This is a genomic window from Ferrimicrobium sp. (assembly GCF_027319265.1).
In the GTDB taxonomy this organism is placed as follows: domain Bacteria; phylum Actinomycetota; class Acidimicrobiia; order Acidimicrobiales; family Acidimicrobiaceae; genus Ferrimicrobium.
In genome coordinates this window covers 1-23,363 of the sequence record NZ_DAHVNP010000029.1, presented here as the reverse complement: position 1 = coordinate 23,363, position 23,363 = coordinate 1, and the positions used below count along the sequence as shown (strand labels likewise).

The 23,363-nt window shown below is 58.5% G+C and carries 24 protein-coding genes; 22 read left to right on the top strand and 2 right to left on the bottom strand.

The genetic code is table 11. The annotated features are described in order from the left end of the window. Positions 1-3 precede the first annotated feature (3 nt). The 9 genes from M7439_RS03725 (at position 4) to M7439_RS03685 (ending at position 8,321) form a co-directional block, all read left to right on the top strand. On the top strand, positions 4-291 hold the full coding sequence (locus tag M7439_RS03725) for a DUF6112 family protein (RefSeq protein WP_298347040.1): 288 nt from the start codon (positions 4-6) through the stop codon (positions 289-291). 2 nt (positions 292-293) lie between these two features. Further along, positions 294-1,370 (top strand): hypothetical protein, encoded by a 1,077-nt coding sequence (locus M7439_RS03720; protein WP_298347039.1) that lies wholly within the window; start codon positions 294-296, stop codon positions 1,368-1,370. After that, positions 1,367-2,614 carry an SCO6880 family protein gene (locus tag M7439_RS03715; RefSeq protein WP_298347037.1) on the top strand — a complete coding sequence of 416 codons (1,248 nt, stop codon included), beginning with the start codon at positions 1,367-1,369 and terminating at the stop codon, positions 2,612-2,614. Before M7439_RS03720 ends, M7439_RS03715 begins: the two co-directional genes overlap by 4 nt. Beyond that, on the top strand, positions 2,605-3,759 hold the full coding sequence (locus M7439_RS03710) for a helicase HerA domain-containing protein (RefSeq protein ID WP_298347036.1): 1,155 nt from the start codon (positions 2,605-2,607) through the stop codon (positions 3,757-3,759). Before M7439_RS03715 ends, M7439_RS03710 begins: the two co-directional genes overlap by 10 nt. Before the next feature lies 1 nt (position 3,760). Then, positions 3,761-5,008, top strand: a complete 1,248-nt coding sequence (locus M7439_RS03705; RefSeq protein ID WP_298347034.1) for a type IV secretory system conjugative DNA transfer family protein — start codon at positions 3,761-3,763, stop codon at positions 5,006-5,008. Positions 5,009-5,038: 30 nt separating this feature from the next. Beyond that, complete coding sequence (locus M7439_RS03700) at positions 5,039-5,407, top strand: hypothetical protein (RefSeq protein WP_298347033.1); 369 nt, start codon at positions 5,039-5,041, stop codon at positions 5,405-5,407. After that, complete coding sequence (gene flgK, locus M7439_RS03695) at positions 5,404-6,801, top strand: flagellar hook-associated protein FlgK (RefSeq protein ID WP_298347031.1); 1,398 nt, start codon at positions 5,404-5,406, stop codon at positions 6,799-6,801. Before M7439_RS03700 ends, flgK begins: the two co-directional genes overlap by 4 nt. A gap of 21 nt (positions 6,802-6,822) precedes the next feature. Next, on the top strand, positions 6,823-7,725 hold the full coding sequence (locus M7439_RS03690) for a hypothetical protein (RefSeq protein ID WP_298347029.1): 903 nt from the start codon (positions 6,823-6,825) through the stop codon (positions 7,723-7,725). Positions 7,726-7,847: 122 nt separating this feature from the next. Then, complete coding sequence (locus M7439_RS03685) at positions 7,848-8,321, top strand: flagellar assembly protein FliW (RefSeq protein WP_298347028.1); 474 nt, start codon at positions 7,848-7,850, stop codon at positions 8,319-8,321. A gap of 51 nt (positions 8,322-8,372) precedes the next feature. Here M7439_RS03685 and csrA read toward each other — a convergent pair whose 3' ends face one another. Further along, the gene (gene csrA / locus M7439_RS03680; protein WP_298347026.1) at positions 8,373-8,591 is read right to left on the bottom strand and encodes a carbon storage regulator CsrA; all 219 of its coding nucleotides are present in this window, start codon (positions 8,589-8,591) and stop codon (positions 8,373-8,375) included. A gap of 274 nt (positions 8,592-8,865) precedes the next feature. On the opposite strand from csrA, the gene M7439_RS03675 reads away from it, so the two are divergent. The 10 genes from M7439_RS03675 to M7439_RS03635 all read left to right on the top strand — a co-directional run bounded on the left by M7439_RS03675 (position 8,866) and on the right by M7439_RS03635 (position 18,155). Next, the gene (locus M7439_RS03675; protein ID WP_298347025.1) at positions 8,866-11,022 is read left to right on the top strand and encodes a chemotaxis protein CheA; all 2,157 of its coding nucleotides are present in this window, start codon (positions 8,866-8,868) and stop codon (positions 11,020-11,022) included. Next, the gene (locus tag M7439_RS03670; protein WP_298347023.1) at positions 11,015-11,452 is read left to right on the top strand and encodes a chemotaxis protein CheW; all 438 of its coding nucleotides are present in this window, start codon (positions 11,015-11,017) and stop codon (positions 11,450-11,452) included. The genes M7439_RS03675 and M7439_RS03670 overlap by 8 nt, the downstream gene beginning before the upstream one ends. Beyond that, on the top strand, positions 11,452-12,501 hold the full coding sequence (cheB, locus tag M7439_RS03665; protein WP_298347021.1) for a chemotaxis-specific protein-glutamate methyltransferase CheB: 1,050 nt from the start codon (positions 11,452-11,454) through the stop codon (positions 12,499-12,501). Before M7439_RS03670 ends, cheB begins: the two co-directional genes overlap by 1 nt. Next, positions 12,501-13,316, top strand: coding sequence for a protein-glutamate O-methyltransferase CheR (locus M7439_RS03660; RefSeq protein ID WP_298347019.1), 816 nt, complete (start codon positions 12,501-12,503; stop codon positions 13,314-13,316). Before cheB ends, M7439_RS03660 begins: the two co-directional genes overlap by 1 nt. Positions 13,317-13,325: 9 nt before the next feature. Then, positions 13,326-13,730 (top strand): RNA-guided endonuclease InsQ/TnpB family protein, encoded by a 405-nt coding sequence (locus tag M7439_RS13015; protein WP_374045745.1) that lies wholly within the window; start codon positions 13,326-13,328, stop codon positions 13,728-13,730. Between the two features lie 92 nt (positions 13,731-13,822). Next, positions 13,823-14,578: a GntR family transcriptional regulator gene (locus M7439_RS03655; protein ID WP_298347016.1), complete on the top strand. Its 756-nt coding sequence runs from the start codon at positions 13,823-13,825 to the stop codon at positions 14,576-14,578. Positions 14,579-14,647: 69 nt separating this feature from the next. Continuing rightward, on the top strand, positions 14,648-15,001 hold the full coding sequence (locus tag M7439_RS03650) for a response regulator (RefSeq protein ID WP_298347014.1): 354 nt from the start codon (positions 14,648-14,650) through the stop codon (positions 14,999-15,001). A gap of 8 nt (positions 15,002-15,009) precedes the next feature. After that, positions 15,010-15,468, top strand: coding sequence for a chemotaxis protein CheX (locus tag M7439_RS03645; protein ID WP_298347011.1), 459 nt, complete (start codon positions 15,010-15,012; stop codon positions 15,466-15,468). Then, positions 15,465-15,995 (top strand): hypothetical protein, encoded by a 531-nt coding sequence (locus tag M7439_RS03640; RefSeq protein WP_298347009.1) that lies wholly within the window; start codon positions 15,465-15,467, stop codon positions 15,993-15,995. The genes M7439_RS03645 and M7439_RS03640 overlap by 4 nt, the downstream gene beginning before the upstream one ends. A 126-nt stretch (positions 15,996-16,121) precedes the next feature. Then, the gene (locus M7439_RS03635) at positions 16,122-18,155 is read left to right on the top strand and encodes a glycosyltransferase family 2 protein (protein ID WP_298347006.1); all 2,034 of its coding nucleotides are present in this window, start codon (positions 16,122-16,124) and stop codon (positions 18,153-18,155) included. Here the strand turns inward: M7439_RS03635 and M7439_RS03630 are convergent. Then, complete coding sequence (locus tag M7439_RS03630) at positions 18,126-18,833, bottom strand: Type 1 glutamine amidotransferase-like domain-containing protein (protein WP_298347003.1); 708 nt, start codon at positions 18,831-18,833, stop codon at positions 18,126-18,128. The two genes, M7439_RS03635 and M7439_RS03630, sit on opposite strands and share 30 nt — an antisense overlap. Before the next feature lie 79 nt (positions 18,834-18,912). On the opposite strand from M7439_RS03630, the gene M7439_RS03625 reads away from it, so the two are divergent. The 3 genes from M7439_RS03625 to M7439_RS03615 are packed head-to-tail and all read left to right on the top strand — an operon-like array spanning position 18,913 to position 22,601. Next, entirely contained in the window at positions 18,913-19,773 is an 861-nt protein-coding gene (locus M7439_RS03625; protein WP_298347000.1) for a 3-hydroxyacyl-CoA dehydrogenase family protein, read from the top strand. Between the two features lie 11 nt (positions 19,774-19,784). Further along, on the top strand, positions 19,785-21,770 hold the full coding sequence (locus tag M7439_RS03620) for a protein meaA (RefSeq protein WP_298346998.1): 1,986 nt from the start codon (positions 19,785-19,787) through the stop codon (positions 21,768-21,770). A 42-nt stretch (positions 21,771-21,812) separates the two neighbouring features. After that, entirely contained in the window at positions 21,813-22,601 is a 789-nt protein-coding gene (locus tag M7439_RS03615) for a diguanylate cyclase (protein ID WP_298346996.1), read from the top strand. Positions 22,602-23,363 lie beyond the last annotated feature (762 nt).

The following is a 23,363-nucleotide window of genomic DNA, read 5'->3' as shown; positions in this document are numbered from 1 at the left end:
CAGATGGCATGGATGCTTCTCAATGTAGCGCTCAACCCTGATCCCTCGGCGTTGCCGGGCGGAGCGGTGATTCAACAGCTCGCCAATGGGATCGGCGGTTGGGCGCTCATTTTGGCACTGATTGGCCTGATTATCGGAGCGGCGACCTGGGCATTGGGCGCGCATAGCCAGAACTACCAGCAGTCCTACTTTGGTCGCCGGGCGGTTCTGGCGGCGGGGGCAGCCGCGCTCATCATCGGTGCAGCGCCAGCGATCATCAACTTCTTCTTTCACCTGGGACTTGGTGTCTAACGGTGGTGGTGATCGGGTCGCTTATTTCAGCCCCAGTCGATGCGATCGCACATGCGATCGTTCGGTACCTGGCGACCGCGCTCGCCGGTTTTGCCGGTCACCTCCTCACTGGGGCACTGAGTTGGTTTCTCCGCGAGGTCGTCAAGCTGCTCGACGCGGCGGATCGACTCGACATTGGGGCACACGCCGTGCAGGCGGTCTATCGTCAGCAGGTCGAACTCCTAGCGATTGTGTTGGTTCCTGCGCTCCTCATCGGGGTGGTCGCGGCGCTGTGGCGTCAGAGTATCGGGTCTCTTGTCGAGTTGGTCGCTCGCGTACCCATCGCGGTGTGTGCAGTGCTGCTGGCACCGACCTTGACCGCCGATCTCGCATCCGTGGTGGATGCACTCGCAAAGGGGCCGCTTGGGGACATCGCCGCACTTCCTCGGCTCGCCCTCCTCTTCTCTTGGGGGCGTGCCGTTCCTGGGGTTGGGCCGATCGTGGCAGGGGTGCTAGCGGCGATCGCACTGCTTGGCGCCGTTGCCCTCTTTTTGGAGTTACTCATGCGTGATGCCGGGATCTACCTCGTACTCGCGCTCTTTCCGCTGGCCTGCATTGGCATTGTCCTTCCGATGGGTCGTCACTGGTTTACCACGGCGCTGCGTTCCCTGTTTGGGCTTGTGATCTCCAAACTCGTTCTCGCTATCGGGGTCGGGTTGGGTGCTGCGCTCCTTGTCGAAGGGACGGGTCCCTCTGGCATTGGCAGCCTTCTTTCGCTCGCCTTCTCGGGGGTGGCCTTGTTGCTGGTTGTCTGCTTTGCTCCGATCGCGATTCTGCGCTCGGTCGCCTTCAGTGAGGCGGTTGCGCTCGAGGCCTTTTCGAGTGCGCGATCCATGGCACTCTCTCGTGCCGGAGCCCTTGCTGATCAGGGGTACATGGCGAGCATCGTCTTGGCGGCGCCCTGGTCCAAACAGACGAAGTCGACCCTGCCCCAGTATCAGGGGCACCCGGTGCCAGCGGCGATCGCTGAAATGGCGAAGACCGACCCATGGGTCGATGAATTTCTCTACGGACACCAACGAAAAGGGAGACGAGGATGAACAGCGATGACGTCGATCAGCATGATCTCGTCTATTTTGGCACCCCCGTGTCAGGGACGCAGATGTTGGGTCTTCGCGTCACCGTGGTGGCACGGTTTGCTCTTGCGGTGGTAGTCGTCATTGGCGTCCTTGGTCTGGCGAACCCGATGATGCGCCTCGCCTTGGTCATCGGGGGAATCGTGGGAGGGGCCGCGCTCCTTGGAGCAACACTCTGGTTCAAGATCCACCCCTTTGCATCGATCAAGATGTTCGTGGGGGCAAGGCTCACGCGCCGTACCCCAGGGGTCTCTACCGACGCGCAACTGCTGATGAGTGTCGGTTCGCGCCAGCTGATCGGGGGCTTCGTGGTCACCGATGAGACCCCAGCAGCGATACTGCGTGCCAAGCGGGAGTACGGCGACGCCTGGGCACACCTCCTGACCGAGGCGTCAAACCGGTTGGTGCCACATGGCGGGCTGGTGCTCCGTAGCACGATCCTGCCACAGACCCTCTTTGAGGACCTGTCGGAGTGCTCCAAGAGTTATCGGGAGTTGGCGCTCACCACCTATGGGGTCCAGACGTCGTTGCTCGTGACCGGGCCACCCGGGTCTTTGCGTCGACACCGTACTGCCCTGATTAGAACGATGACGGGACTTGGTACGACGAACCACATCGAAGGCATCACCTTGGCATCGCCGGAGGTACCCAACGACTTGGTCGACAGGGCGTGTGGCGCCATTAGCAGCTCCTTCTCTAAGGCCGGTGCGCAAGCCAGTGAACGGGTAGAGATGCTCGTTGGCGACGGGTTCGTAGCCTCGACCTATCGTATCGAAGGTTGGCCAGGTCGGAGCGTAGACCCAGGGATGCTCCTCGGCCTCTTTGCCCCGGGCTCCCCAAGCCGTGTGGTCTCCCTCATTGTGCACCCAGTCGAGGCGCGACGGGCTCAACGGGAGGTGGCGCGTCACCGGACTGAGATGGCCGCCGATCGTCGACTTCGTCGAGAGCGAGGTTATCTGGATCGAGCCCGAGATGACTACCGTGAGGCTACCTCGCTCACGCAAGAGGAGGAGCTCCTGGCTGGGTACCGGCTCTGTCGTTACCAGGTGCTGGTGGTACTCTTGGCTCCGAGCGCGCAACGATTGGTGGCGAGCCGCGCTGGGCTGGAGGAGTTAGCGGCGAGCGCGCAGCTTCGGCTAAAGCTTGTCCTTGGGGAGCAGCGCACCCTCTTCGAGCGGGCGCTTCTGGGGGTGACTGGATGGAGTTGAGCTTCCAGGACAGCACGCGAACCCTGGGGCGACTGCCGCTCCTGGCCTCAAGTCCGTTGCCTCCCACTCGCCTTCGTCCCGTCGGGGTTTCCCGTCTCGGTGGTGTCTTTTGCTTTGACCCATTCGAGCTTTACCAAGCAGGCTATTTGACGAGTCCCAACATGCTTGTGCTTGGAGAGATCGGTCGTGGTAAGAGTGCCTTTGTCAAGACCCTGTTGGTTCGGGAGGCTACGCCGACAACTTCAATCTTGATTCTCGATCCAAAAGGGGAGTATGCGCCTGCAGCGACAAGTTTGGGCGCGAAGCAATTGGGTCTAGCCGACGGTGCCGGGTTGGACCCCTTTGCAGGAGTCGGTACTTCGCAGCGGGTCCTCGCCGGGGTATTGGTGGGTATCTTTGTCGTACTCTATGGCCGATCACCCTTACCGCTGGAGTACCAGTTGCTCCAGGAGATCACCGCGCAGCTCATGGTCGATCCCGGTACGATCACCCTGGCTCACCTCGTCGATCTTGTTGACCGAGGGTCCGTTGGGGCGCACGCTGATCGAGAGGAGGGGCGACTTCGTCGCGAATTGCGTGCTCAGTTCACCCGCCTCATCGATGGCGATCTCGCCGGTGTCTTTGCGGTGGATGGCCAAAGTGTCGCCCTTCGGGAACGCGTTGTGGTGGACCTTCGCTCGCTCGTGGATCCTCGGTTGACGGCCTTCGCTATCAGCTGTCTGCTCCGGGCACGTATCGCACAGTTCGCCAAGTCAGAACTCTCCCCAGGTTTTGTCGTCATCGATGAGGCCTGGTCGGTGCTTCAACATGCGGATGCAGTACGGGAGATGCGGGGTCTGTTCAAGCTCGCTCGTAGCTATGGAGCGTCGGTGATCGCCGTTACGCACCGGATCTCGGATTTGGACGCTGGGGCCGCTGAATTGGTCAAAGATGTCGAGACCCGCGTTATCTTTCGCCAAGCCCGCGAGGAGGTGACTCAGCTCACGGCGACCCTTGGGCTTAGCCCCATGGTGGGCGAGACACTCGCTACCCTCGCCAGGGGCGAGGCGCTCTGGAGTATCGGTACCCATCAGTTTCTCGTGAGCCACCGACTTCTTGCGGAAGAATTCGGACTTGTCGACACTGATAAGGCTATGCGAGGTTAGCGTGAAGACGGTCCTTGTGCTTGCGGTGGCCATCGCGCTTTGGCTCTTTGGTTCTCAGCGGGGAGAGCGGACCCCACCCTCATCGGGTCAGCTGCGTGGTGGGTATCGGCGGCTACAACGGCCAGAATCCGGCCTTAGGCTACGCGTCGGCAGTCCTGTTGGGATACCGGCGAATCGCCTTCGGATCCAGCTCTCTCGGCATCGGCGGGTTTCGATCGTCGACGACCACTCCTTGCTCGTGGTCGGTCCAACGAGGAGCGGGAAGACGACTGGCGTCGTGGTCCCCAATCTCTTGTCATTTCCCGGATCACTGGTCGCGACGTCGGTGAAGGCGGATCTGCTTACCCCGGGCGTACTCGCCAGTCGAGCAGCGAAGGGACGGCTGATCATTATCGGTGATCCCGAGCGTGCGACCCATCGTTGGGATCTGGTCGGTGAGACACCCGGTAGGCGTGAAGCCGCTTCGATGGCGCATGCGCTCGTGCTCGCTCAACCCTCGTACGCCTTGACAAGCGGGGATACACACTTTTGGTATCAGCTGGCAGAGCCCGTGGTGGCTGGTGTGCTGCGCGCCTCACATGACACCGGAGCGCCAATGCTCGGTTGGCTTGACGATCCAGGGGAGCTCTATCGGAGTCTCTGTGCCCAAGGGGAGCGTGGATTGGCTGAGCAGGTGTTGGCGACGTGTGCCTTGGAGGATCGCCAACGTGACTCGGTCCTCCTCACCGCACGAGGACTGCTTGGACCGCTGGCCCGTGAGGACACAACCTTACCTGGCTTTCGGGTCCTCGATCTCTTCGATGGAGTGCCCAGCTCAATGTTCCTAGTGGCCAGTGCGGGAGAACAGGAGTTCCATTCTCTGCTCTTTGCATTGATGCTCTCGCGTATCGTCGTGACAGCGCTTGAGGGAGGACACGCACAGCCGATGCTGTTGTGCTTGGACGAACTCGCCAACCTCGCACCGATTCCGAACTTAGATCGCCTGGCGGCAATCGGTATTGGGCAAGGAGTGCGCTTGATCTCGATCGTGCAGGACCTTGCCCAGCTTGAACACCGTTATGGACGCTCGGCGAACTCGATCATCAACAACCATGCGAGCAAGCTCTTTATGAGCTCGACCTCGGATCCCATTACGCGCAGCTATCTGCGCGATTTGTCCCCGGCAGCGTTGGCGTCTCGTTACCCGATCCTCATGGAGGGGTCACACCGGATGACACGGCTCTTCACACGCTCGAAAACGAGAACTTAGGTTGTGAGTATCAGTGCCGATGGTCCCACCATGGATGATCACGTAGTGAATGTGAACCGTATCGAAGAGCTTCTTGCGCAGCTCGATCATGAGTTGAGCGCGATGAGCGACTTGATGACCCAGAACGCCGATGAGGAGCTCGCCCTGCGAGCAGTGAGCCTCAATGAGCTGATTGGCTGCCTGGTGGAAGAGGTGCAATCAGGAGAGCTGGAACCTGGCGCCTTTAGGAGTCGGTACCAACAGTTGGCAACCAAAGCGAATGTCGTGATGGTCGGGTGTTTCTGGCGTTCGATGGTCGTAGCCAACCTAATGCGTGACTTGGGACTTGACATCGGTCTTTACCGTGGCGACGGAGACATCGAGCTCTTAAAGCCTGAGTCGATGAGTCACCGCGCATGAGTGGCGGTTCGCTCTCCATTGCGCTCTCTGGCCTCGATGCCGCACAGACCGGCCTCGACACCGTCAGTGAGAATATCTCCAACGCCAACACCCCTGGCTATCTCAAAGAAACAGCATCGTTTGCGAACCAGCAGACCCCTGGGGATCCCATTGGTAACGGCGTAACGGTCACCGGTATCCTCCAATCCTCCAATAGCTTCAACCGGCAACTCGAGCTCTCGGCTAATGGTTCCCAGAGTTATGCGAATCAGATGCAGTCACTGTTGACGAGCGCCCAAGCCTCCTTCAACGAGCCGAGTTCGAACGGGATCGCTGAACAGATGAATACGATGTTCAATGATTTCTCCAATGTTGCTGATACACCGTCGCAGCCTGCCGCCTATCTGCAGCTGCAAGCTTCTGCACAGAACGTGGCCACCGCCATCCACCAGGCAGCGGCAAATCTCACCGCTACCTACAATCAGGCTTCAACTGCGGCAACGACGTTAGTTGGCACGATCAACTCCCAGCTCCAGCAGGTTGCCTCCATCAACACCCAACTCGCTAGTACCTCGCTGACACCCGGTGCCTCTAACACTCTTGTTGATCAACAAAACCAGGTGATCGACAAACTTGCCAGTGAGCTTGGCGTCACCTCGATCCCTGGGCATGCAGGCCAGACCACTCTTCTTATCGGTGGAGTGGCGTTGGTGCAGGGTGGACAGGCATCTCAAATCACTTTTACGCCAGGCTCGGGTCTCGCAACTGGATCTACTACTGGTGATGCAACCGTCACCTTGGCCTCCTCTGGCACGTCGGTGCCGGTCAGTAGTGGCACACTTGGTGCAACGCTTGCTGCCCTTAATTCCAATCTACCAAAGTACATGAATTCCTTGAACCAATTAGCAAGCAGCCTGGTAGTGAGGGTCAATAACTCCACCAGCAACGGAGGATCCTCAACTACTGGTCTCACGACACCGCTCTTTGGATACGGTCAAGGGGCCTCTTTCTCGGCACCAACGACTCCGACTACCTCAGCTCAGGTCAATGCATCGACCTTTATGGTTAATCCTCAGTTTGCGTCGAGCTACCTAGCCTCTGGCACGAGCTCACTGGCAGGTGATGGTACCACGTTTCAGCAGATCGCCAATCTTCAGACCGCCACAACTGGTCCTACTGGAGAGTGGGCAACGTCGGTTGCACAGGCGGGGCTGGACGTCCAAAACGCTACCGCGAACGCGACCAATGCGACCAACGTCTATAACCAAGCCTACAGTGCGGAACAATCGGTCTCTGGGGTGTCGGTCAACTCCCAACTCGTCAACCTCGTCAACTACCAACAGCAGTACCAGGCAGCGGCCAAGGTGATCTCAACGGTAGCTGCGACCCTGCAATCACTCATACAAGATGTTTAGCCAAGGAAGGAGAACATAACGATGTCGATGATCCCAACGCAGATGAGCCTTAGCGCGCTGATGACGACCTCGCTTGATCAGTATCAGACCCAGCTCAGTTCACTGGAACAGACCCTCACCACTGGCCAGAATATCTCGCAGCCCTCTGATAGCCCAACGGGTGTAGCCAACCTGATCAACGTGAACGCATCGCTCTCGGCCTACAACCAGTACCAGACCAATATCAAGGAGGGACAGACGGTCGCCTCGTTGGCCAATGCATCTATGACCCAAGCCGTGAGTATCGTTCAACAGATCTCGAGTGTGTTGGTGCAGGCGGGTGGTCCTGGAGTCACAACTGCAAACGCGCAGGGGTTGGCTAGTCAGATCAGTGGGCTCGAACAGTCCTTACTCGGTGTAGCCAACACAACGTATCTCGGTCAGGCGATCTTCGCCGGAACCTCGGGTGGCACGACAGCCTACTCGCAACCGGGAGGGGTAGGAACCACTGTGACCTATCAAGGGAATTCAACAGCGCCACAGGTGGCCGCAGCTCCAGGTGTGGCGCTTCCAACCAGCCTGACGGACCCGTTTGGCGCTGCTGCGTCGGGCGGTGGCATCTTCGCGGCGATCAACCAGGCAATCAGTGATCTTAACAGTGGAAACATCTCAGCGGCAGCCGGCAGCGATCTCGGTGGTGTTCAGGGCCAGCTTACCAATCTGGAGAATAAGGCAGCCCAAGCTGGTGTGAACTACGACCAGTTCCAGGTGATGAGCCAACAGGTCACTGGTGCCGTCACCCAGGCGACGAACGAAGTCGGTGCGATTCAGAATATCGACACAGCAAAGTTGACGACCCAGTACCAGCAGGAACTCAATAACTACCAGGTCGCCCTCTATGCGACCTCGCAGTTGAACCAGCCAACCCTTGCCCATTATCTCTAGTGATCTCTAGTGCAGCACCATCCGCCAATGTTTACCCGTCCAGATCCTGACACCAGGATTTGGTTGCCCGCTAGTAGAGCAGTTTTTCACCAAACAATCAGTCCCAACATCGAGGAGGATCAATGAGTCAAGTCACCGAAGAGACAACCCGTACTGAGCGGGTGCTGAGTTTGCCGCTGAGTTTTCCAATAGGACTACCTGGCTTTGAAGGGCACCATAGCTTTGTGCTGGGCGCTCTCGGACCAGAGTATGGCCCGTATCTTGGCCTGCGCTCAACGCAGGAGGACGGACCAAGTTTCGTGATCGCACAACCGAGTGAGTTGGGGATCGAGATGGCCGTCGATATTGATGACTTTCATCAGTCGCTGCTGGGGATCAAGGACGCCGGCGAGGTACTTGTCATGTTGATCGCGACTCTTGATGCCGAAGGTGGGCTCCCAACGGTGAATACCCAGGCACCCTTAGTCATCAACGTGACGAACTGGCGTAGTGCGCAGATTCTCCAGAACAACCAGGCGTATAGCATGCACGAAGCGGTGGAGGTACCTTTGCGAGACCGATCACGGATCGTCAACGGGAATGACCCTCATGAATGACACTGCTGCGCAGATCAGTTCTGTTGAGAAAGTCGACCTAGAGTAGGTCGGCTACTCCTTCTCTTGGGAGGGTTGAATCTTCTCAGCTGACTGGGCTGCATCACGATTTGATGCCTGAAGCGCATCGAATATCTCTTGGCGGTGGACATCAACATCACGAGGCGCCTCGATGCCGACACGCACCTGGTCGCGATGGACATCCAGGATCGTGATGACGATGTCGTTTCCGATCACGATACTCTGACTGGCCTTTCTGGTCAATACCAGCACTGCGCCTCCTTGCGCCCGAAGGCGTTTGCCTGGGACCTGCCCTCTGGGGGAAAGATGCCCAACTCCGTCACTGCTATCGCCATCTTATCACGGTGCTGAACGTTACCATTAAGAACTAGTCAAAAAGACTTAGCAAATGTTGAACCGATTGAGTGGTCGTGCAAATCCTCTCAGTGGGGACTTCCTGGGTGAACTCTCAACCGCTCCAACGAACGTTGCTATCAAGCAGCGCCAGTTGTGCGCCGAAGGTAGAGCGAGAAGAAAGGATGATCTGATGGCTCGCGATGACCTAGGCGATGAACTTCGCGAGTTTCTGATCGAGTCCTACGAAAACCTCGACCGTACGGAGCAGGACCTTGTTGGGCTGGATCTACGCGCTGATCATACTGAAGTAGTCGCGGCGACCTTTCGGACGCTTCATTCGATCAAGGGAGCCTGTGGCTTCTTCGCTTTTGATCATCTTGCGCAACTTGCACACGAGGGTGAGAGTCTTCTTGGCGTTCTGCGTGATGCCGGCCACCCTATGAATGATGCCATCATCCAGCTGTTGCTCGATCTTCTCGATGGACTTCGTCGTTACTTTGCCATCATTGAGGCCCAGGGCGATGACGGTGACAATGTTGAGACCGACCTCTGTGACGCGTTGCTGGTCATGCGTCAAGCGCTGGAGGCAGGTGATGGCGTCCCATTAACCCCCCGACACTCCCCGGTAGCAGAGGTACGGCTTGCCCCCAATATTGTGGTCTTTACCGCGACAGGAGAGGCGACGCCTCCCGAGAAGGAACCATTGCCAGCGCATGTGAACCTGTTAGATCAGGCCATCCGCGTCGACGTCGAACTGCTGGATCAACTGGTCAATCTTGTTGGGGAGCTCGTACTTGTGCGCAACCGAACCCTGCAAATCGATGGGGTGATCCAGGACCCAAGCCTCGGTGCCCTGGCACAACGTCTAAACCTCATCACGACGGAACTCCAAGAACGGGTCATGCAGACCCGGATGCAACCGCTAGAGTCGCTCTTTGCCAAACTTCCACGTCTGGTGCGCGATCTGGCTCGGTCCCTTGGTAAGCAGGTCGTGCTTGGAACCGCTGGGGGTGACACCGAACTCGATCGTGGCATTCTTGAGGCGCTCCGGGACCCGTTGGTCCACTTGCTCCGCAATGCCGTCGACCACGGGATCGAGTCTGCCGAGGATCGCCAGAAGGCAGGCAAGGAACCAGTGGGCCACATCGAGATCCTTGCCCGACATGAAGGTGGATCGGTGATGATCACAATCGCCGATGATGGCGCAGGAATCGATCCCTCCGTCATCGCCGATCGGGCGCTGCGCCTTGGGCTTGTCACCGCCGAGTCGCTTGGCTCCATGTCAGCCCGCGAGCGTTCGGATCTTATCTTTCTGCCGGGTTTTTCCACCTCTGAGGAGGTGACGAGCGTCTCGGGCCGCGGTGTTGGGATGGACGTCGTACGTACCAATATCGAGCAGGTGAGCGGCACGATTGAGATCAACTCCCAGAAGGGTGCGGGCACCACCGTCGTCTTGCGCATTCCTTTGACACTGGCGATCATCCCTTCACTGATGTTGCTGGTCGCCGGCCAACGTTTTGCCCTGCCACAGCTCAATGTCGTCGAACTGCTCCGGCTCGAGCGCGAATCGATGGCAGACGAACTCGCTTTTATCGGTGAGAGCCTTTTTCTGCGACGCGACTCTCAGCTGGTACCCGTGGTTGATCTTGGTGCATTGCTGGCGTTGAGAGCGACCAGGGTGCTCTCGCAGCTCCAATTGCTTACCATCGTCGTAGTGCAGCTCGGTGGACGACAGTTTGGCTTGATTGTTGATCGGGTAGTGGACACCCAGGAGATCGTTGTCAAGCCACTCGATAGCTTCATTGGGGCGATCGGTCTCTACGCAGGCGCGACCATTCTTGGCGATGGCGAGGTCGCCATGATCCTCGACGTGGCCGGCATTGCATCGCGCGCTGCGCTCGTCCTCGATGAGATCTCGATGCCCGAGCGTGAGGAGACCAAGGAGGAGGTCGCCGAGGAAGAGATCGTGTTGCTCATCGATGGGGGATCAGTTGGTCTCGTGGCGGTGCCGATCTTTGAGATTGAGCGTATCGAGGAGGTCGATGCGAGCACCATTGAACACCTAGGCGTGGTGCCGGTCATTCAGTATCGGGAGTCGGTGGCGGAGATTCTCACGATCGGATCGTTGCTTGGAGAGGTCAATGACCTCCCGGCGGTAGGACCAGTACGGGTACTCATTCCTAGCTTTGGGGCGGCAGACCGGGTCATAGCGATCCGCGAAATCGTTGACATCACCACGCTAGGAGCCCGGGCCACTGGTTCAACGATCATCGGTGACAAGATCGTTCGAGTCGTCTCGCTCGCCGAGTTGCTGGTGGCGACCAGGTCCGGAGCTGTTCATGGGTGAGTCTGAGCAGTTCTGTAGTTTTCTGATCGGCGAGTACCGTTGTGCGGTGCCGATGGACCACATCACCGAGGTCCTTGCCCCGCAGCACCTTACCCCTGTCCCCATCGCCCCGTCGACCGTCGCTGGCCTTCTCAATCTGCGCGGACAGATTCTGACCGTTCTGGATCTGCGTGCCTCACTGCTCGGTCTTGGAGCACCGTCGAGCAGTGAGCCTATGGTGCTGGTACTTGAACGAGCCAATCAGCTGTTCGCTCTTCTTGTCGATGCGATAGGAGACGTTCTACGGGCAGCGAGTGGGGACCTCTTGGGGACTCCAGAGACGATACCCGTGCCTTTTCGCAGGTTGACCACGGCGGTGATCCGACAGGGAGACGTCATCACCCTCGTCCTCGACGCAGAGCGCATCGCGCAGGCAGGAGTCCCGACGTAGTGGTGAGGATCCTGATCGCCGATGATTCGAGGGTGATCCGCACCCGGGTTGCAGCATGGATCGCGGCAGAAGACGATCTCGAGCTCGTTGGGCAGGCCGAGGATGGGCTACAGGCGTTGGAGCTCTTTGAGAGGCTGCGCCCCGATGTGGTGGTTCTCGATATCGAGATGCCTAGGCTCGATGGTGTGGCGACCCTCGGCCAGATTCGCGCTACCGACCCACATGTGCCGATCATCATGTTCTCGGCACTGACGGACTCAGGAAGTCGGATGACCGTCGCCTCCATGTTGGCTGGCGCGAGCGACTATGTACCAAAACCGATCTCTTTTCAGGTTGAGGATGAGATTCGCCAGACGTTACTTGCGCGCATCCGGGCACTGGTACGACCAAGTCCTGCTGGCGCCGAGCGTGCACCCAGGGTGACCGTGACGCCATCACCGCAACGCCCGGGGTCACCATCCCCGGAGCTGATCGTGGTGGCGGCCTCAACGGGAGGACCAGCGGCTCTGGGTGCCTTTCTCGCTGCATTGGGTCGTGTTGATCTGCCGATTGTCGTGGTTCAACATATCGCTCCTCATTTTTTGAGGCTTCTGGTCGATCAGCTCGGCGAACTGCTTGGTACCGATGTTGCGATCGCCAATGATGGCGAGATACTACGGGCTGGGACTATTCGCTTCGCCCCAAGTCGTGTCCATCTGGAGCTACAGCGGCGGGATGGACGGTTGGTGCTCGCCTATTCAGATGCGGCACCGGTGAACTCCTGTAAACCATCGGCCGATGTGCTCTTCGGCTCCGCTGCGGTACGCAGCCGTCGAACGATTGGTGTGGTGTTAAGCGGTATGGGCACCGATGGCGTTACCGGAGCGAGTGCCATCGTCGCCCATGGAGGTCTCGTCTTTGCCCAGGATCAGGCGAGCTCCGCTGTGTGGGGGATGCCGGGTGCGGTGGTGAGCCAAGGACTTGCGCGCGCTGTCGGCTCACCCTCGAGCATTGGTGCCCGGTTGCGAACCCTGGCAGCAGGGCGACCAACGAGAGTGGAGGCAACTTAGTGCCCATCGCTCTTGCGACCTATGACCGACTGGCGGACTTTCTCCAGGCAGAGATTGCACTCCAACTTGGGGAGGCGCGTGGTTATCTCGTGGAACACCGGCTCAGCCCGTTGCTCGTGAGGTTTGGCTTTGACAATCTCGATGGTCTCATCAACTCGCTCATCCGGGAACGCGAATCGACCCTGGTTCAGGCGGTGATCGACGCGATGGTGACGAATGAGACGTCCTTCTTTCGCGAGCCCGGAACCTTCGATCTCCTGCGGACGCGGGTCATCGGCCATCTCTTTGAGGAACGTCAGGGCCGGGCGCTTCGCATCTGGTCGGGTGCGGCCGCCTCAGGCCAGGAGGCATATTCGATCGCGATGCTCCTGATCGACCGATTTCCGGCACTGGCGAGAACGGCGAATATTCTCGCTACCGATGTCTCGATGCGAATGGTGCAGCGGACTCGCGTGGGTTGGTACTCGCAACTTGAGATCGAACGTGGACTTCCTCATTCGCTTGCACGACGCTTTCTTATTCCTGAGCGTAACGGTTACAAAGTCCGACCAGAGGTTGCAGCGTTGGTCAGTGCTCGCCAGATGAACCTGGCTCGACCCTGGCAGATGCTCGGAACCTTTGATATCATCTTTCTGCGTAACATCCTCATTTACTTTTCACCCACCGTGAAGGCCGATATCGCGGCCCAACTCATCGCCCATCTTGCCCCTGGGAGCGTCCTCGTGATGGCGGCAGCTGAGTCGTTACCTGACCCTGACGGGCGCTTTGAAAAGGTGACAGCGAGTGAGCCGCACGTTGTGCGCTTTCGTGGCTAATGGTGCTCTATTGCTCCGTGTTGGCCCTCTTGTAACGAGTTTTTCAAGTTTAGGCGCCAGCTCTCATACAAGTGCGGCAAGTTCGGTAGTCAGCTCGTGGTCATTGACCGCTGGTATCCGAGCTCGAAGACCTGTTCTGCGTGCGGACAAGTAGCTGCGTCCATGCCGTTGAGCGTCCGTGAATGGACGTGCGACGGTTGTGGAACAACCCATGACCGAGACACCAACGCTGCGATCAACATTGAGAGAGTAGGACTGGCAACCCTACGTTGCCCCACGGCGAGCTCCGCCATCAGTAACGCCTGTGGAGAAGAGAGCTCTGGCCTGACACCAAACCTTGGTTTGCTAGACGGTGCAACTAGCTTCGATGAAGCAGTAAGTGAACTGCGAAACTACGTGAGTAGCTTTGCGTAAGATTTACGGAACGGAGAACTCTTGGGCTACCATTGGTAATTTTCGACAAACTTAGTCATACTGTTGGTGGGAGGTATGAGTTAGCAGTCGTGGTGAAGTCGAATACCGTGCCGTTGTCACACAGCGCCTATCTCAGTATCCGCTCGGCGATCGTCTCGCTGGCGATCGAGCCGGGGAGCTTTCTGCTGGACCGCGATATCGCCGATCTTGTCGGGGCCTCAAGGACCCCGGTGCGAGAGGCGTTGGCGCGACTTGAGGTTGAGGGATGGCTCGAGTCGGTACCGCGTAAAGGTTATCGGGTGCGCCTGATCGACTTTGGGGAGTTGCCTGAGATATCTGAGATGATCGCCAGCCTTGAGGCAGCGGCGGCCACCCGGCTGGCCAAGGCGCCGAACGCTGTTGTGTTTTCGGTCTTGAGGGAACTTAACGAACAGCTGGTTTCATCATTAGTCGACCGCGGCGAACCGGATGAGTTTATCCTTCTCGATGATCAATTCCACCGGGTGCTCCTCGGTGAGGCGGCCCAATATCCGTTGAGCGGTGGGGTCTACTCGCTCTTGGTCGATCAACTGCACCGCGCCCGACTGATGCTACCGCCAACGGCAGCTGAACAGGACCACCATATCAACGAGCATCGCCTCCTGATCCTCTCGATGGAGCTCGGGGACAGTCAGGCGGCTTCACTCCTATCGAGGAGCCACCGGATGCGCATCGTTGAGCGCTTGAGCCAGCTCATGGTGCAGGGTCGGGAGGCGGAGAACGCGACGACCTCTGGCCACCTGGTGGTGCCTCGCCCCAAGTCGCGCATGAGTTTGCGCCGGCTGCGCGAAACGCGCCAAGAACCTTAAGGCTCCTTGCGTAGCTGCCGATATGGCCGAATGGGGGCCGATCGTGGAGGTAGTGGAATGAGGATCTTGGTGGTTGACGATTCGCGTGCGATGCGCATGATCGTGATTCGCCAGCTACGACAGGCTGGCTTTGATGACGCAGAGTTTATCGAGGCACAAGATGGTCTAGAGGCACTCCAGCGATTACGAGAAAACGAGGTCGATCTGGTGCTCTCTGATTGGAATATGCCTGAGATGAATGGGCTCGAGTTCCTGCGTGAACTCCGAGCTCAAGACGAGGGGATACCTTTTGGCTTTGTGACCTCGGAGGGAACCCCGGATATGGTGCGACTCGCTCGAGAGTCCGGGGCGTCATTTCTTATCTCAAAGCCCTTTACGCCTGGCAACTTCCGAGATGCACTTGATGCAGTGGGGGTGCAGTGACGATGCAGATGACCCAGTGGTCCAGTGCGCTGCTCGATGGTGTGCGAGCACTTGAGGGTGGGATCTTACCCCCGCTCGTTGCCACACCCCAACTGCAGACACAGGGCATTCCGGCCAACCTTCCGGGCGCCTGGGTGGGCCTCGTGGGCGAGAGACTGTCGTTGCAGTTAGGTCTTGTCGCTGAGTTTGTGACCTTAGAGCTTCTGACGGCCAACATGATAGGACGTCATGAGGAGTTGAGTGACGTTGAGATCACTGACGCAGTGGCCGAGGTAGTGAATGTCATCGGCGGGGTAGCAAAGCGATTGGTGATCGAGGCCGATCCTAGCCTGCGTTCTGGCCTCCCAATGTTCCTCTTTGGACGCCTGCGGGTGCCGACGGGGACCACCAGCGAGGTGTTTCGTCTCTCCACCGAGTTGGGCGAGATGCATCTCGTCTCGATTAGCGACAGTGGCGATGAAGGATGATCGCCGAGATATCCTCGCGTCTCTTACTGCCGAGCCTTGACGAGATGGAGTCGGTGCTCTCGAACCTCATGAATGCCGGAGTTCGCGCTGACCGCTATCCCCAACGGAGTCTGCTGCCGACGTTCTACCTTGCGGGTCTCTACCACGATCAAGATGATGTGCTTCGATCGATCATTGCAGTAGATTTCTCTTTCGCGCTTACCTTTGGTGCTGGCCTCTCGATGATTCCCAAGGGCATGATAGATGAGGCGAGGGCTGCGGGGACACTCACCGACACCATGATGGCCAATGTCCACGAGATCCTGAATATCTTTGGCCTGCTCTTTAACGAACAGCGCCCGCACGCACCCCGAGCGCGTCTCACGCAGTTGGTCGAGGTGTCAGCGTTAGCCGCCGAGGCAATGGCGTTTTTAGGTCACCCTCATCTGCAAGGAATCGATGCGACTATCTCTTGGCGTGATCGACGACCGGTGGGTGTCATCTCCATCCGATTGTTGTCCAAGCTACTCACTGAGACACCACCATAAGTGACTCCGCCGTGAGTGGCGATGCTCGCAGAGGTGGTACGGATCGATCATCAGAGAACTTGGCGGTCGGTCGGACCTGTGCGGATGCAAATCTCTGGGGGATGGATTGACGAGAAAGGATGAAAAGTGACCAAGACACGAGTGGTGGTGCTGGTATTGCTCGCCGATGAGCGTTCCCTCCGCAACGCACGACGCTATCTATCGACGATTGTACCGGCTAGCTTTCCCGTCATTCTTTTGGTGGAGGGACGCCACCTTGCCCCTCGCGATCTTGACCGTCTTGCGCAAGCGCATCGAGTGTTGGTGGTGTCTTCGGCTGCTTCACTCACACCAGGCTGGCTTGATGAGCTTCTCGTCGCTTCGGAAGACTATCCTGAGGCGGTCATCGTCCCAGGTTCTCCGAACGTCGATGGTCCCCAGCGTCAGGTTCTTGAGGAGGGCCAACTCATCGTCAACCTTGTGCAACAGACCCAGTACGCATCCCATATGCGTCGGACCTTTGCGGGGACGATGCAACCCATTGCCTTTGGTAGTGATCTTGTCGCCTGCGCACCAGGTGCCTGGGTGCACGAGAGTCTTGCGGCTGGGCCAACGACGAGCTTTGCACTGTTTTCCTCACTCTACCGAGACCGTTCGCTTGTGCTTGCCCAGGGTTCGATCGCCTTCTCCTCTGAGGTCAAGTCCAAACTCATCCCCGGAGCCCCGGTGAGTACACCGCTCCTCTCCCTTTGTATGATCGTCAAGGATGAAGAGAGCTGCTTGGCCGAGGCCCTTCTGTCCGCTCGAGGTCTTGCCGATGAGGTGATCGTCTTCGATACTGGGTCCACGGATGCTACCGTAGCCATCGCCAAGGAGCATGGTGCCCACGTCATCGAGGGGAGCTGGCGCGAGGATTTTGCCTGGGCCCGAAATCAAACCCTCAAGTATGCGACTGGTGCATGGATTCTTTGGATCGACGCGGATGAGCGTGTTGTCGGTGACCGTTCGGCGCTTCGGCTCCGGCTCGAGGATCCATTTGCCCCGTATGAGTCGTACTCGGTGCGGATAGAGAACGAAACGGGTGGAGGACTCTCGCTTACCAATCACTTCGCTAATCGACTCTTCCGTCGTAAGGACTGTCATTGGCGTGGTGCGATTCACGAGACGGTCTGGTACCGAGATGACCTTCGTAGTGCCTATTCGGTCCTTCAGCCAGATATCCATCTCCGCCATATCGGTTATCTCGACACGGAGATGACGCGCAAGTCCAAAGCCGAACGGAACCTTCGCATCTCCGAAACCAATGGATCGGCCGCCTCCGAGGCCGAGGCTGCGCTCCATGAGGCGAGATCGATGACGATGAGTGGGCGCCTTGAGGAGGCGGTGACGTTGGTCGAAGAACGGGTCCTCGGTTCGGGGGTACCCTCCATGGAGCGGGTTGGCATGTTGGCGCTCTCATCCTGGTATCGGACGCTCGGCCGATTCGAACAAGCCCAGTGGGCGATTGAGCAACTCGACGAGCAGGGTTTTCACGAATACTTTGGATTTCATGATCGTGCACACCTTGCGTATGCGCAGGGAAATTTTGAGAAGACCCTGGAGTGGATCGATGCTATCGGCGGCTTTGTCGTTGACCGCGACGGACTCACGGTCAACCCGACCACGCTGTTGGGGTTGAAGGCCCGCACGCTAAGTGCACTTGGTCGGGATGCCGAGGCTGCACGTGTGATCATCGCTGGCCTTGCCCAAGGTGTCATGGATGTCCATCTTGTAGAACTAGCGGGTTTTATGGAACGCGGCCACGTTGATGTTGCTGAGCTTTTGGCGGCGCTTCCTGATGACAAAGAGCAGTTAGTGGCGGCCCAGCTCCTTCAAGTGGATCCGCGACTAGCCGATCGTCTGCTCATCGAGTTGATCGCATTACGTCCAGATGATCGCACACTTCTCGCGGCAGCCTCCTTGGTCGGTCGACACCTAGAACTTGAGCGTGCCTCCCATTGGTCGCAGGTGTTGATCGAACACGGGCTAGGTCAGCAAGCACCCTTGGTTTGGCTGGCGACCAACGCCGAAGTCACGCTGGAGGTTCGCTTGGCTGCGGCCAAGGAGGCGGTCGCGCTTGGGCTAAAGGGGATGGGCGTGGTCCTCGACGAACTAGCTGACCTGGAGCGTACGCTGGTCTAGCAGATCTTTCACGAGCGAGAGTTCCGTTTGCCGGCCGTCCTGATACGCGGTAGCGCTGCCAGGTCCTCGCACTTGGATGCCGCCTGTTCGGTGGTAGATCAGCGCTGTTTGGGCATCGATCTCGACCATGAGGGTGGGAGCATGAACGAGATGGATCGTGCGATCGCGAATCGAGAGTGACCGCTGATCGGCATGTGGCAGGATCGCAAGATGCGGGATCAAGCCGAGACCAATGGTGAGCGCCCCACCGCGTGGGTCGATCATCGGATCGCCGAGCACCATCGCTGAGGCTGATGATGCGATCAGCGTGGTTCCGCGTGACCATGCATTCCCAAGTGCCTCCAGGGCCGGAGTTCCGACGAGCACCGATCGAAGGTGGAGTGGCGAACCGCCGATACAGTACAGCACCTCAGCACGACCGATCTGGGCCACGAGTTCTTCGTCCTCGGCATCGGAGCGGTTGTAGATCTCGATCACGTCGACCTCGACGCCGAGGTTTTCGAGGTAGCGGGTGCCGTTCGCAACGGCTCGGTCTGGCCGCTCGTAGGCCGCCGCCGTGGGGAGGATGCTGACACGCTGAGCTCCGGTTTGCGTAAGGATCTCCTCATCAAAGGTGCAGAGCGGCCCGAACTCGTCCCCGCCGACGAGCGCAATGGTGCCATAGAGTGGAGTCTTCATCGTGAGCCAAGCCTAGTAACTGTCCGAAGCCTGCTTGGTCGCCGTCATCGATGCGGAGCAAAACCGGTACGCTGGGTGTGTGCAGCTTTCACGGATTGGCGTGGTTGGTGGAGGGACGATGGCCTCCGGGATTGTCGAGGCATGCATTCTGGCTGACTATGACGTAGTGGTCCGCACGCGGTCTGAGGCGGCATCGCATTCGGTCAAGGTGGCACTTGAACGACATCTGCGACGACGAATAGCGCGCAGCGAGATCGACGATGAGCGTTACGAGGTGGCGATGTCCATGGTTCGCTACACGACCGAGATTGACGATCTCTACGATCGGCATCTCGTGATCGAATCGGTGGTCGAGGATATTGAGGTGAAGAAGCATCTTTTTGCGCAGTTAGATCGTGTGCTCATCGAGGGGTCGATGATCGCTTCCAATACCTCGACGCTCCCAATCATGGCCTTGGCTGCTACGACAACGCGGCCCGAACGTGTCCTCGGTCTCCACTTCTTTAATCCAGTCGGCAGTCTCCGCCTCGTGGAGGTCGTTCGATCACTCGTGGTCGCACCCGAAGTTCTTGAGGCGGGGCGACACTTTGTGCAGACGCTTGGCAAGGAGCCAGTGATCGTCAACGATGAGGCTGGCTTTGTCGTCAATGCGCTCCTGTTTCCGTACTTGAACACCGCAGTGCGACTGCTCGAGCGAGGGGTCGCAGCAAAAGAGGATATCGACCGTGCGATGATGCTGGGATGTAACTATCCGATGGGGCCGCTCGCCTTGCTCGACCTCGTTGGGCTTGATGTGGCGGTCGCGATCCTTGAACGGCTGTACGAAGAGACTGGGGATCCGGCGATGTTGGCGGCACCCACTCTGCGTAGGATGCGAGAGGCCGGTCACTTGGGCCGTAAGACCGGTCGAGGCTTCTACGACTATCAATCGAAGGCCTGAGGGGATTACCGATGGAGCCACACCTGCAGCGACCTGATGCACCGTGGGTGATGCGTACCTATGCGGGGCACTCCTCGGCTGCTGCCTCGAATCGACTCTTTCGTGCGAATCTTGCTAACGGACAGACTGGCCTGTCGGTGGCCTTCGATCTTCCAACTCAGCTGGGACTTGACCCTGATGATCCTCGTAGTGCGGGTGAGGTAGGCAAGGTGGGGGTGCCCATCGCCCATCTCGCCCATCTCCGCCAGCTCTTTGACGGCATCGAGCTTGACAAGATGAATACGTCGATGACCATCAACGCAACGGCGATGTGGCTCTTTAGCCTCTATCTTGCCCTTGCGGATGAGCATGACATTCCCTACCACCTGCTCTCTGGCACCACCCAGAACGACATCATCAAAGAGTACCTCTCGCGCGGTACGTTTATCTTTACACCGGAGGCCTCCAAGAGGCTGACGGTAGACCTTATTGAGTTCTCTGTAGCCCATGTCCCCAGGTGGAACCCGATCAATATCTGCAGTTATCACCTGCAGGAGGCGGGGGCGACTCCGGTCCAAGAGGTGGCATATGCGCTCGCGACCGCTGTTGGCATTCTCGATGCCGTTCGTGATCGGGGTCGTCTGGGTGCGGATGGTATCGCCAAAGTGGTGGGCAGGATGTCGTTCTTTGTGAACTCGGGGATTCGGCTGATCGAGGAGATCGCGAAGATGCGAGCCTTTGTCGCTCTTTGGGACGAGCTCACCCGTACCCGCTATGGAGTAGAGGATCCAAAGCTTCGCCGATTTCGTTATGGCGTGCAGGTGAACTCACTTGGACTCACGGAGTCCCAACCCGAGAACAACGTCTACCGCATCATGTTGGAGGCGTTAGGGGTCACGCTTTCGCGGGATGCACGAGCCAGGGCACTCCAGCTCCCGGCGTGGAATGAGGCGATTGGCCTTCCACGGCCGGTCGATCAGCAGTGGTCGCTGCGAGCGCAACAGATCCTTGCCTACGAGACTGACCTGCTCGAGTATCCAGACATCTTTGAGGGGTCGAAGGTGATGGAGGGGTTGACCGCCGAGATCGTCGAGGCTGCTCGCGATGAACTCAATCGCATTATCGATGGCGGCGGTGTCTTTGTCCAGATCGATGAGATGAAGGCGGCACTAGTTCGCGCGCAGACCGAACGCGCTCTTGCGATCGAGACCGGCGCCCAGCGAGTTGTTGGCGTCAATCTCTACCAGGACAGGGCTGAGGGGGCGCAGGAGTCGATTCTCGCTGGTGTCGACACGAGGATGCATTTGAGCGCCGATGGGGCGGAGGTCGCGCGGCTCATCGAGGAGTTTGTGGCCTTCAAACGCCTCCGAGACGAGCGCTCCGTGCAGGCTGCAAGGGATCATCTCTTGAGGGTGGCGAGAACGGACGAGAACTTGATTGAGGCGACGTTAGCCCTTGCCAAAGCCGGTGGCACTACTCAGGATTGGGCCGATACCATGCGCGAGGCCTTCGGAGAGTTTCGGGCACCCACTGGGATTCAAGGCGGTGCTGGGGTGCGCAGAGGCCAGATGGATGCGCTGGTCGATCGCTTGCGGCATCTACCTGGAGGCCCCGCGCGACTCCTGGTGGCAAAGCCCGGGCTTGACGGGCACTCCAACGGAGCTGAACAGATTGCGGTTGCGGCACGCGATGCAGGATTTGAGGTGATCTATCAGGGGATTCGCCAGACCCCTGCCGAGATTGCGAGTGTCGCTCGTGATGAGGACGTGGACCTTATCGGCCTTTCGATCCTGTCGGGTTCGCATCTTGAACTCGTCGGCGCACTCTTTGCGGAGTTGAGATCGCGTGGGGTAAGTGTGCCCGTGATTGTGGGTGGCATTATTCCTGACGACGACATCGGTCAACTGATGGCGCTTGGAGTCCGCCAAGTCTTCACCCCAAAGCACTATCAGATCACCCAGATCATGGCCAAGTTGGTCGACATCGTGGCGACGCGACGGGAAGCGATTCATTCCTGAAAGTTTGTACAGCTTGTGTCGTTTTACGCCGAAGCATCTCGCATGAGACTGCGTGGGTTTTTGGCAATCATCCTGGGTTTGGGAGGCGTGGCGGTGAGTGCCGTCGGTATGCGCTTTGGTCGCGCTGAGGATGGTGTGATCGGTGCTGGTATCGCTTTCGTTGCGGTGATCATCGGGCTGGGATCCAGATCCCTGCGTGACACCCCTGTTGAAGGTTCCGAAGAGACGAGCCTAGAGGTGGTCTCGCAGCCCGAGCTTGTAATGGCAGGCGATCACGCAGCTACGGGTCAGGCACCGGACGTAGAGGCAACGGCGGCGAGTCCGGCGATGGGCACGACTGACCCGATAACCGATCCACTCACTGGCCTCATGAACGAGATCTTCTTCTCCGGTCTCCTCAGCACCAAAGTAGCGACCGCTCGTCGACGTCTCTGGCCGCTCAGTATTGTGCTCTTGCAGTTGGTCATGCAGCCTGACGTCACGGAGGAGGCTACCGATGCTGGTATCCTCGCCTTCTCGGAGGTGGTCGCGGCGACCATTCGGACCGCCGATGTAGCCTGTCGCGTGGGTAGCCGCAGTTTTGCCCTTCTCCTGGATGACACCGATGAGGATGGCGCCGCCTGGGTCGCAGAACGGATTCAAATCGCTCACGCCCGCGAGGGAGCTTCTCCGATCGCGAAGGTCTGTGCCGGAGTTGCAAGCTACCCGAGTCATGGGATCGAGCCAGCCGAGATCCTCATCACTGCCAAGAGTGCCTTGAAGCAGGCTGCGGATAACCTTGAACTACCGGGCCTGGGTCGCGTAATCGTCGCGCCACAGCGACCGCTTTGAATAAGTAGGTAGCGGTCCCTCCCCCATTGTGACGAGTGCACCTACCCGGTCGCCTTCGGACTCAGGTTGTGAAGGGTTGGCTCGTCGTGGTCCAGTGTATTTTGACCGCCCGTCGAGGATGCTTGGTATATCGCTTGAGCGCTGGCGAGACGTGTCTGACTCGTCCAAATAGACCCTCCAGACACAAGGAATCGTTCACCGCTACGAGTTTTTCCATGCTGCAAAGTACACCCTAAAGACACTTGACACCTCCCCATTCCTCGGCTACACTCATGTAGCGGCCGGGGGTTTGTGTATGGGTCTCGCGTGGGGGGTCTCGCTTTCCACTCAGTGCATTGGGCTCTTGACGAAGTTCTCGCCGAACGAAGAGTGGGCAATGCTTCCGTACCTGGAGACGGTCACTCTTCCTGTGAGGTACCAGATAACCGGTATCGCCTAGGCGGTACCCCTGAGAACAATGAGACCAAGACAGCAGCACCAAGACTGAACGAGACCAAACAGATTCACAACACAATAGCTACGAGACAAAGCAACAACGAGACTAAACAATAACGAGACTAAACAATAACGAGACAGCATGCACGGCGATCAGAACTATGGGGGCCGGTCAGCCGATTCCCCTAGAACGACACCCCGAGCGATCTCGCTGAGATTGAGAACCGTCCAATGAGAACCGTGTGCCAATGAGAACCGTGTGCCAATGAGAACCGTGTGCCAATGAGAGGAGTACAACCGTGCCTACCTATACCGCTCCTGGGGTCT

Bases quoted from the DNA above. Each gene is read 5' to 3' on its own strand.
- M7439_RS03630 (WP_298347003.1), bottom strand. From the start codon at position 18,833: ATGAAGACTCCACTCTATGGCACCATTGCGCTCGTCGGCGGGGACGAG.
- M7439_RS03715 (WP_298347037.1), top strand. From the start codon at position 1,367: ATGAACAGCGATGACGTCGATCAGCATGATCTCGTCTATTTTGGCACC.
- M7439_RS03725 (WP_298347040.1), top strand. From the start codon at position 4: ATGGCATGGATGCTTCTCAATGTAGCGCTCAACCCTGATCCCTCGGCG.
- M7439_RS03670 (WP_298347023.1), top strand. From the start codon at position 11,015: ATGGGTGAGTCTGAGCAGTTCTGTAGTTTTCTGATCGGCGAGTACCGT.
- M7439_RS03710 (WP_298347036.1), top strand. From the start codon at position 2,605: ATGGAGTTGAGCTTCCAGGACAGCACGCGAACCCTGGGGCGACTGCCG.
- M7439_RS03690 (WP_298347029.1), top strand. From the start codon at position 6,823: ATGTCGATGATCCCAACGCAGATGAGCCTTAGCGCGCTGATGACGACC.
- M7439_RS03675 (WP_298347025.1), top strand. From the start codon at position 8,866: ATGGCTCGCGATGACCTAGGCGATGAACTTCGCGAGTTTCTGATCGAG.
- M7439_RS03615 (WP_298346996.1), top strand. From the start codon at position 21,813: ATGAGACTGCGTGGGTTTTTGGCAATCATCCTGGGTTTGGGAGGCGTG.
- M7439_RS03645 (WP_298347011.1), top strand. From the start codon at position 15,010: ATGACCCAGTGGTCCAGTGCGCTGCTCGATGGTGTGCGAGCACTTGAG.
- flgK (WP_298347031.1), top strand. From the start codon at position 5,404: ATGAGTGGCGGTTCGCTCTCCATTGCGCTCTCTGGCCTCGATGCCGCA.
- M7439_RS03700 (WP_298347033.1), top strand. From the start codon at position 5,039: ATGGATGATCACGTAGTGAATGTGAACCGTATCGAAGAGCTTCTTGCG.
- M7439_RS03620 (WP_298346998.1), top strand. From the start codon at position 19,785: ATGGAGCCACACCTGCAGCGACCTGATGCACCGTGGGTGATGCGTACC.
- M7439_RS03640 (WP_298347009.1), top strand. From the start codon at position 15,465: ATGATCGCCGAGATATCCTCGCGTCTCTTACTGCCGAGCCTTGACGAG.
- M7439_RS03685 (WP_298347028.1), top strand. From the start codon at position 7,848: ATGAGTCAAGTCACCGAAGAGACAACCCGTACTGAGCGGGTGCTGAGT.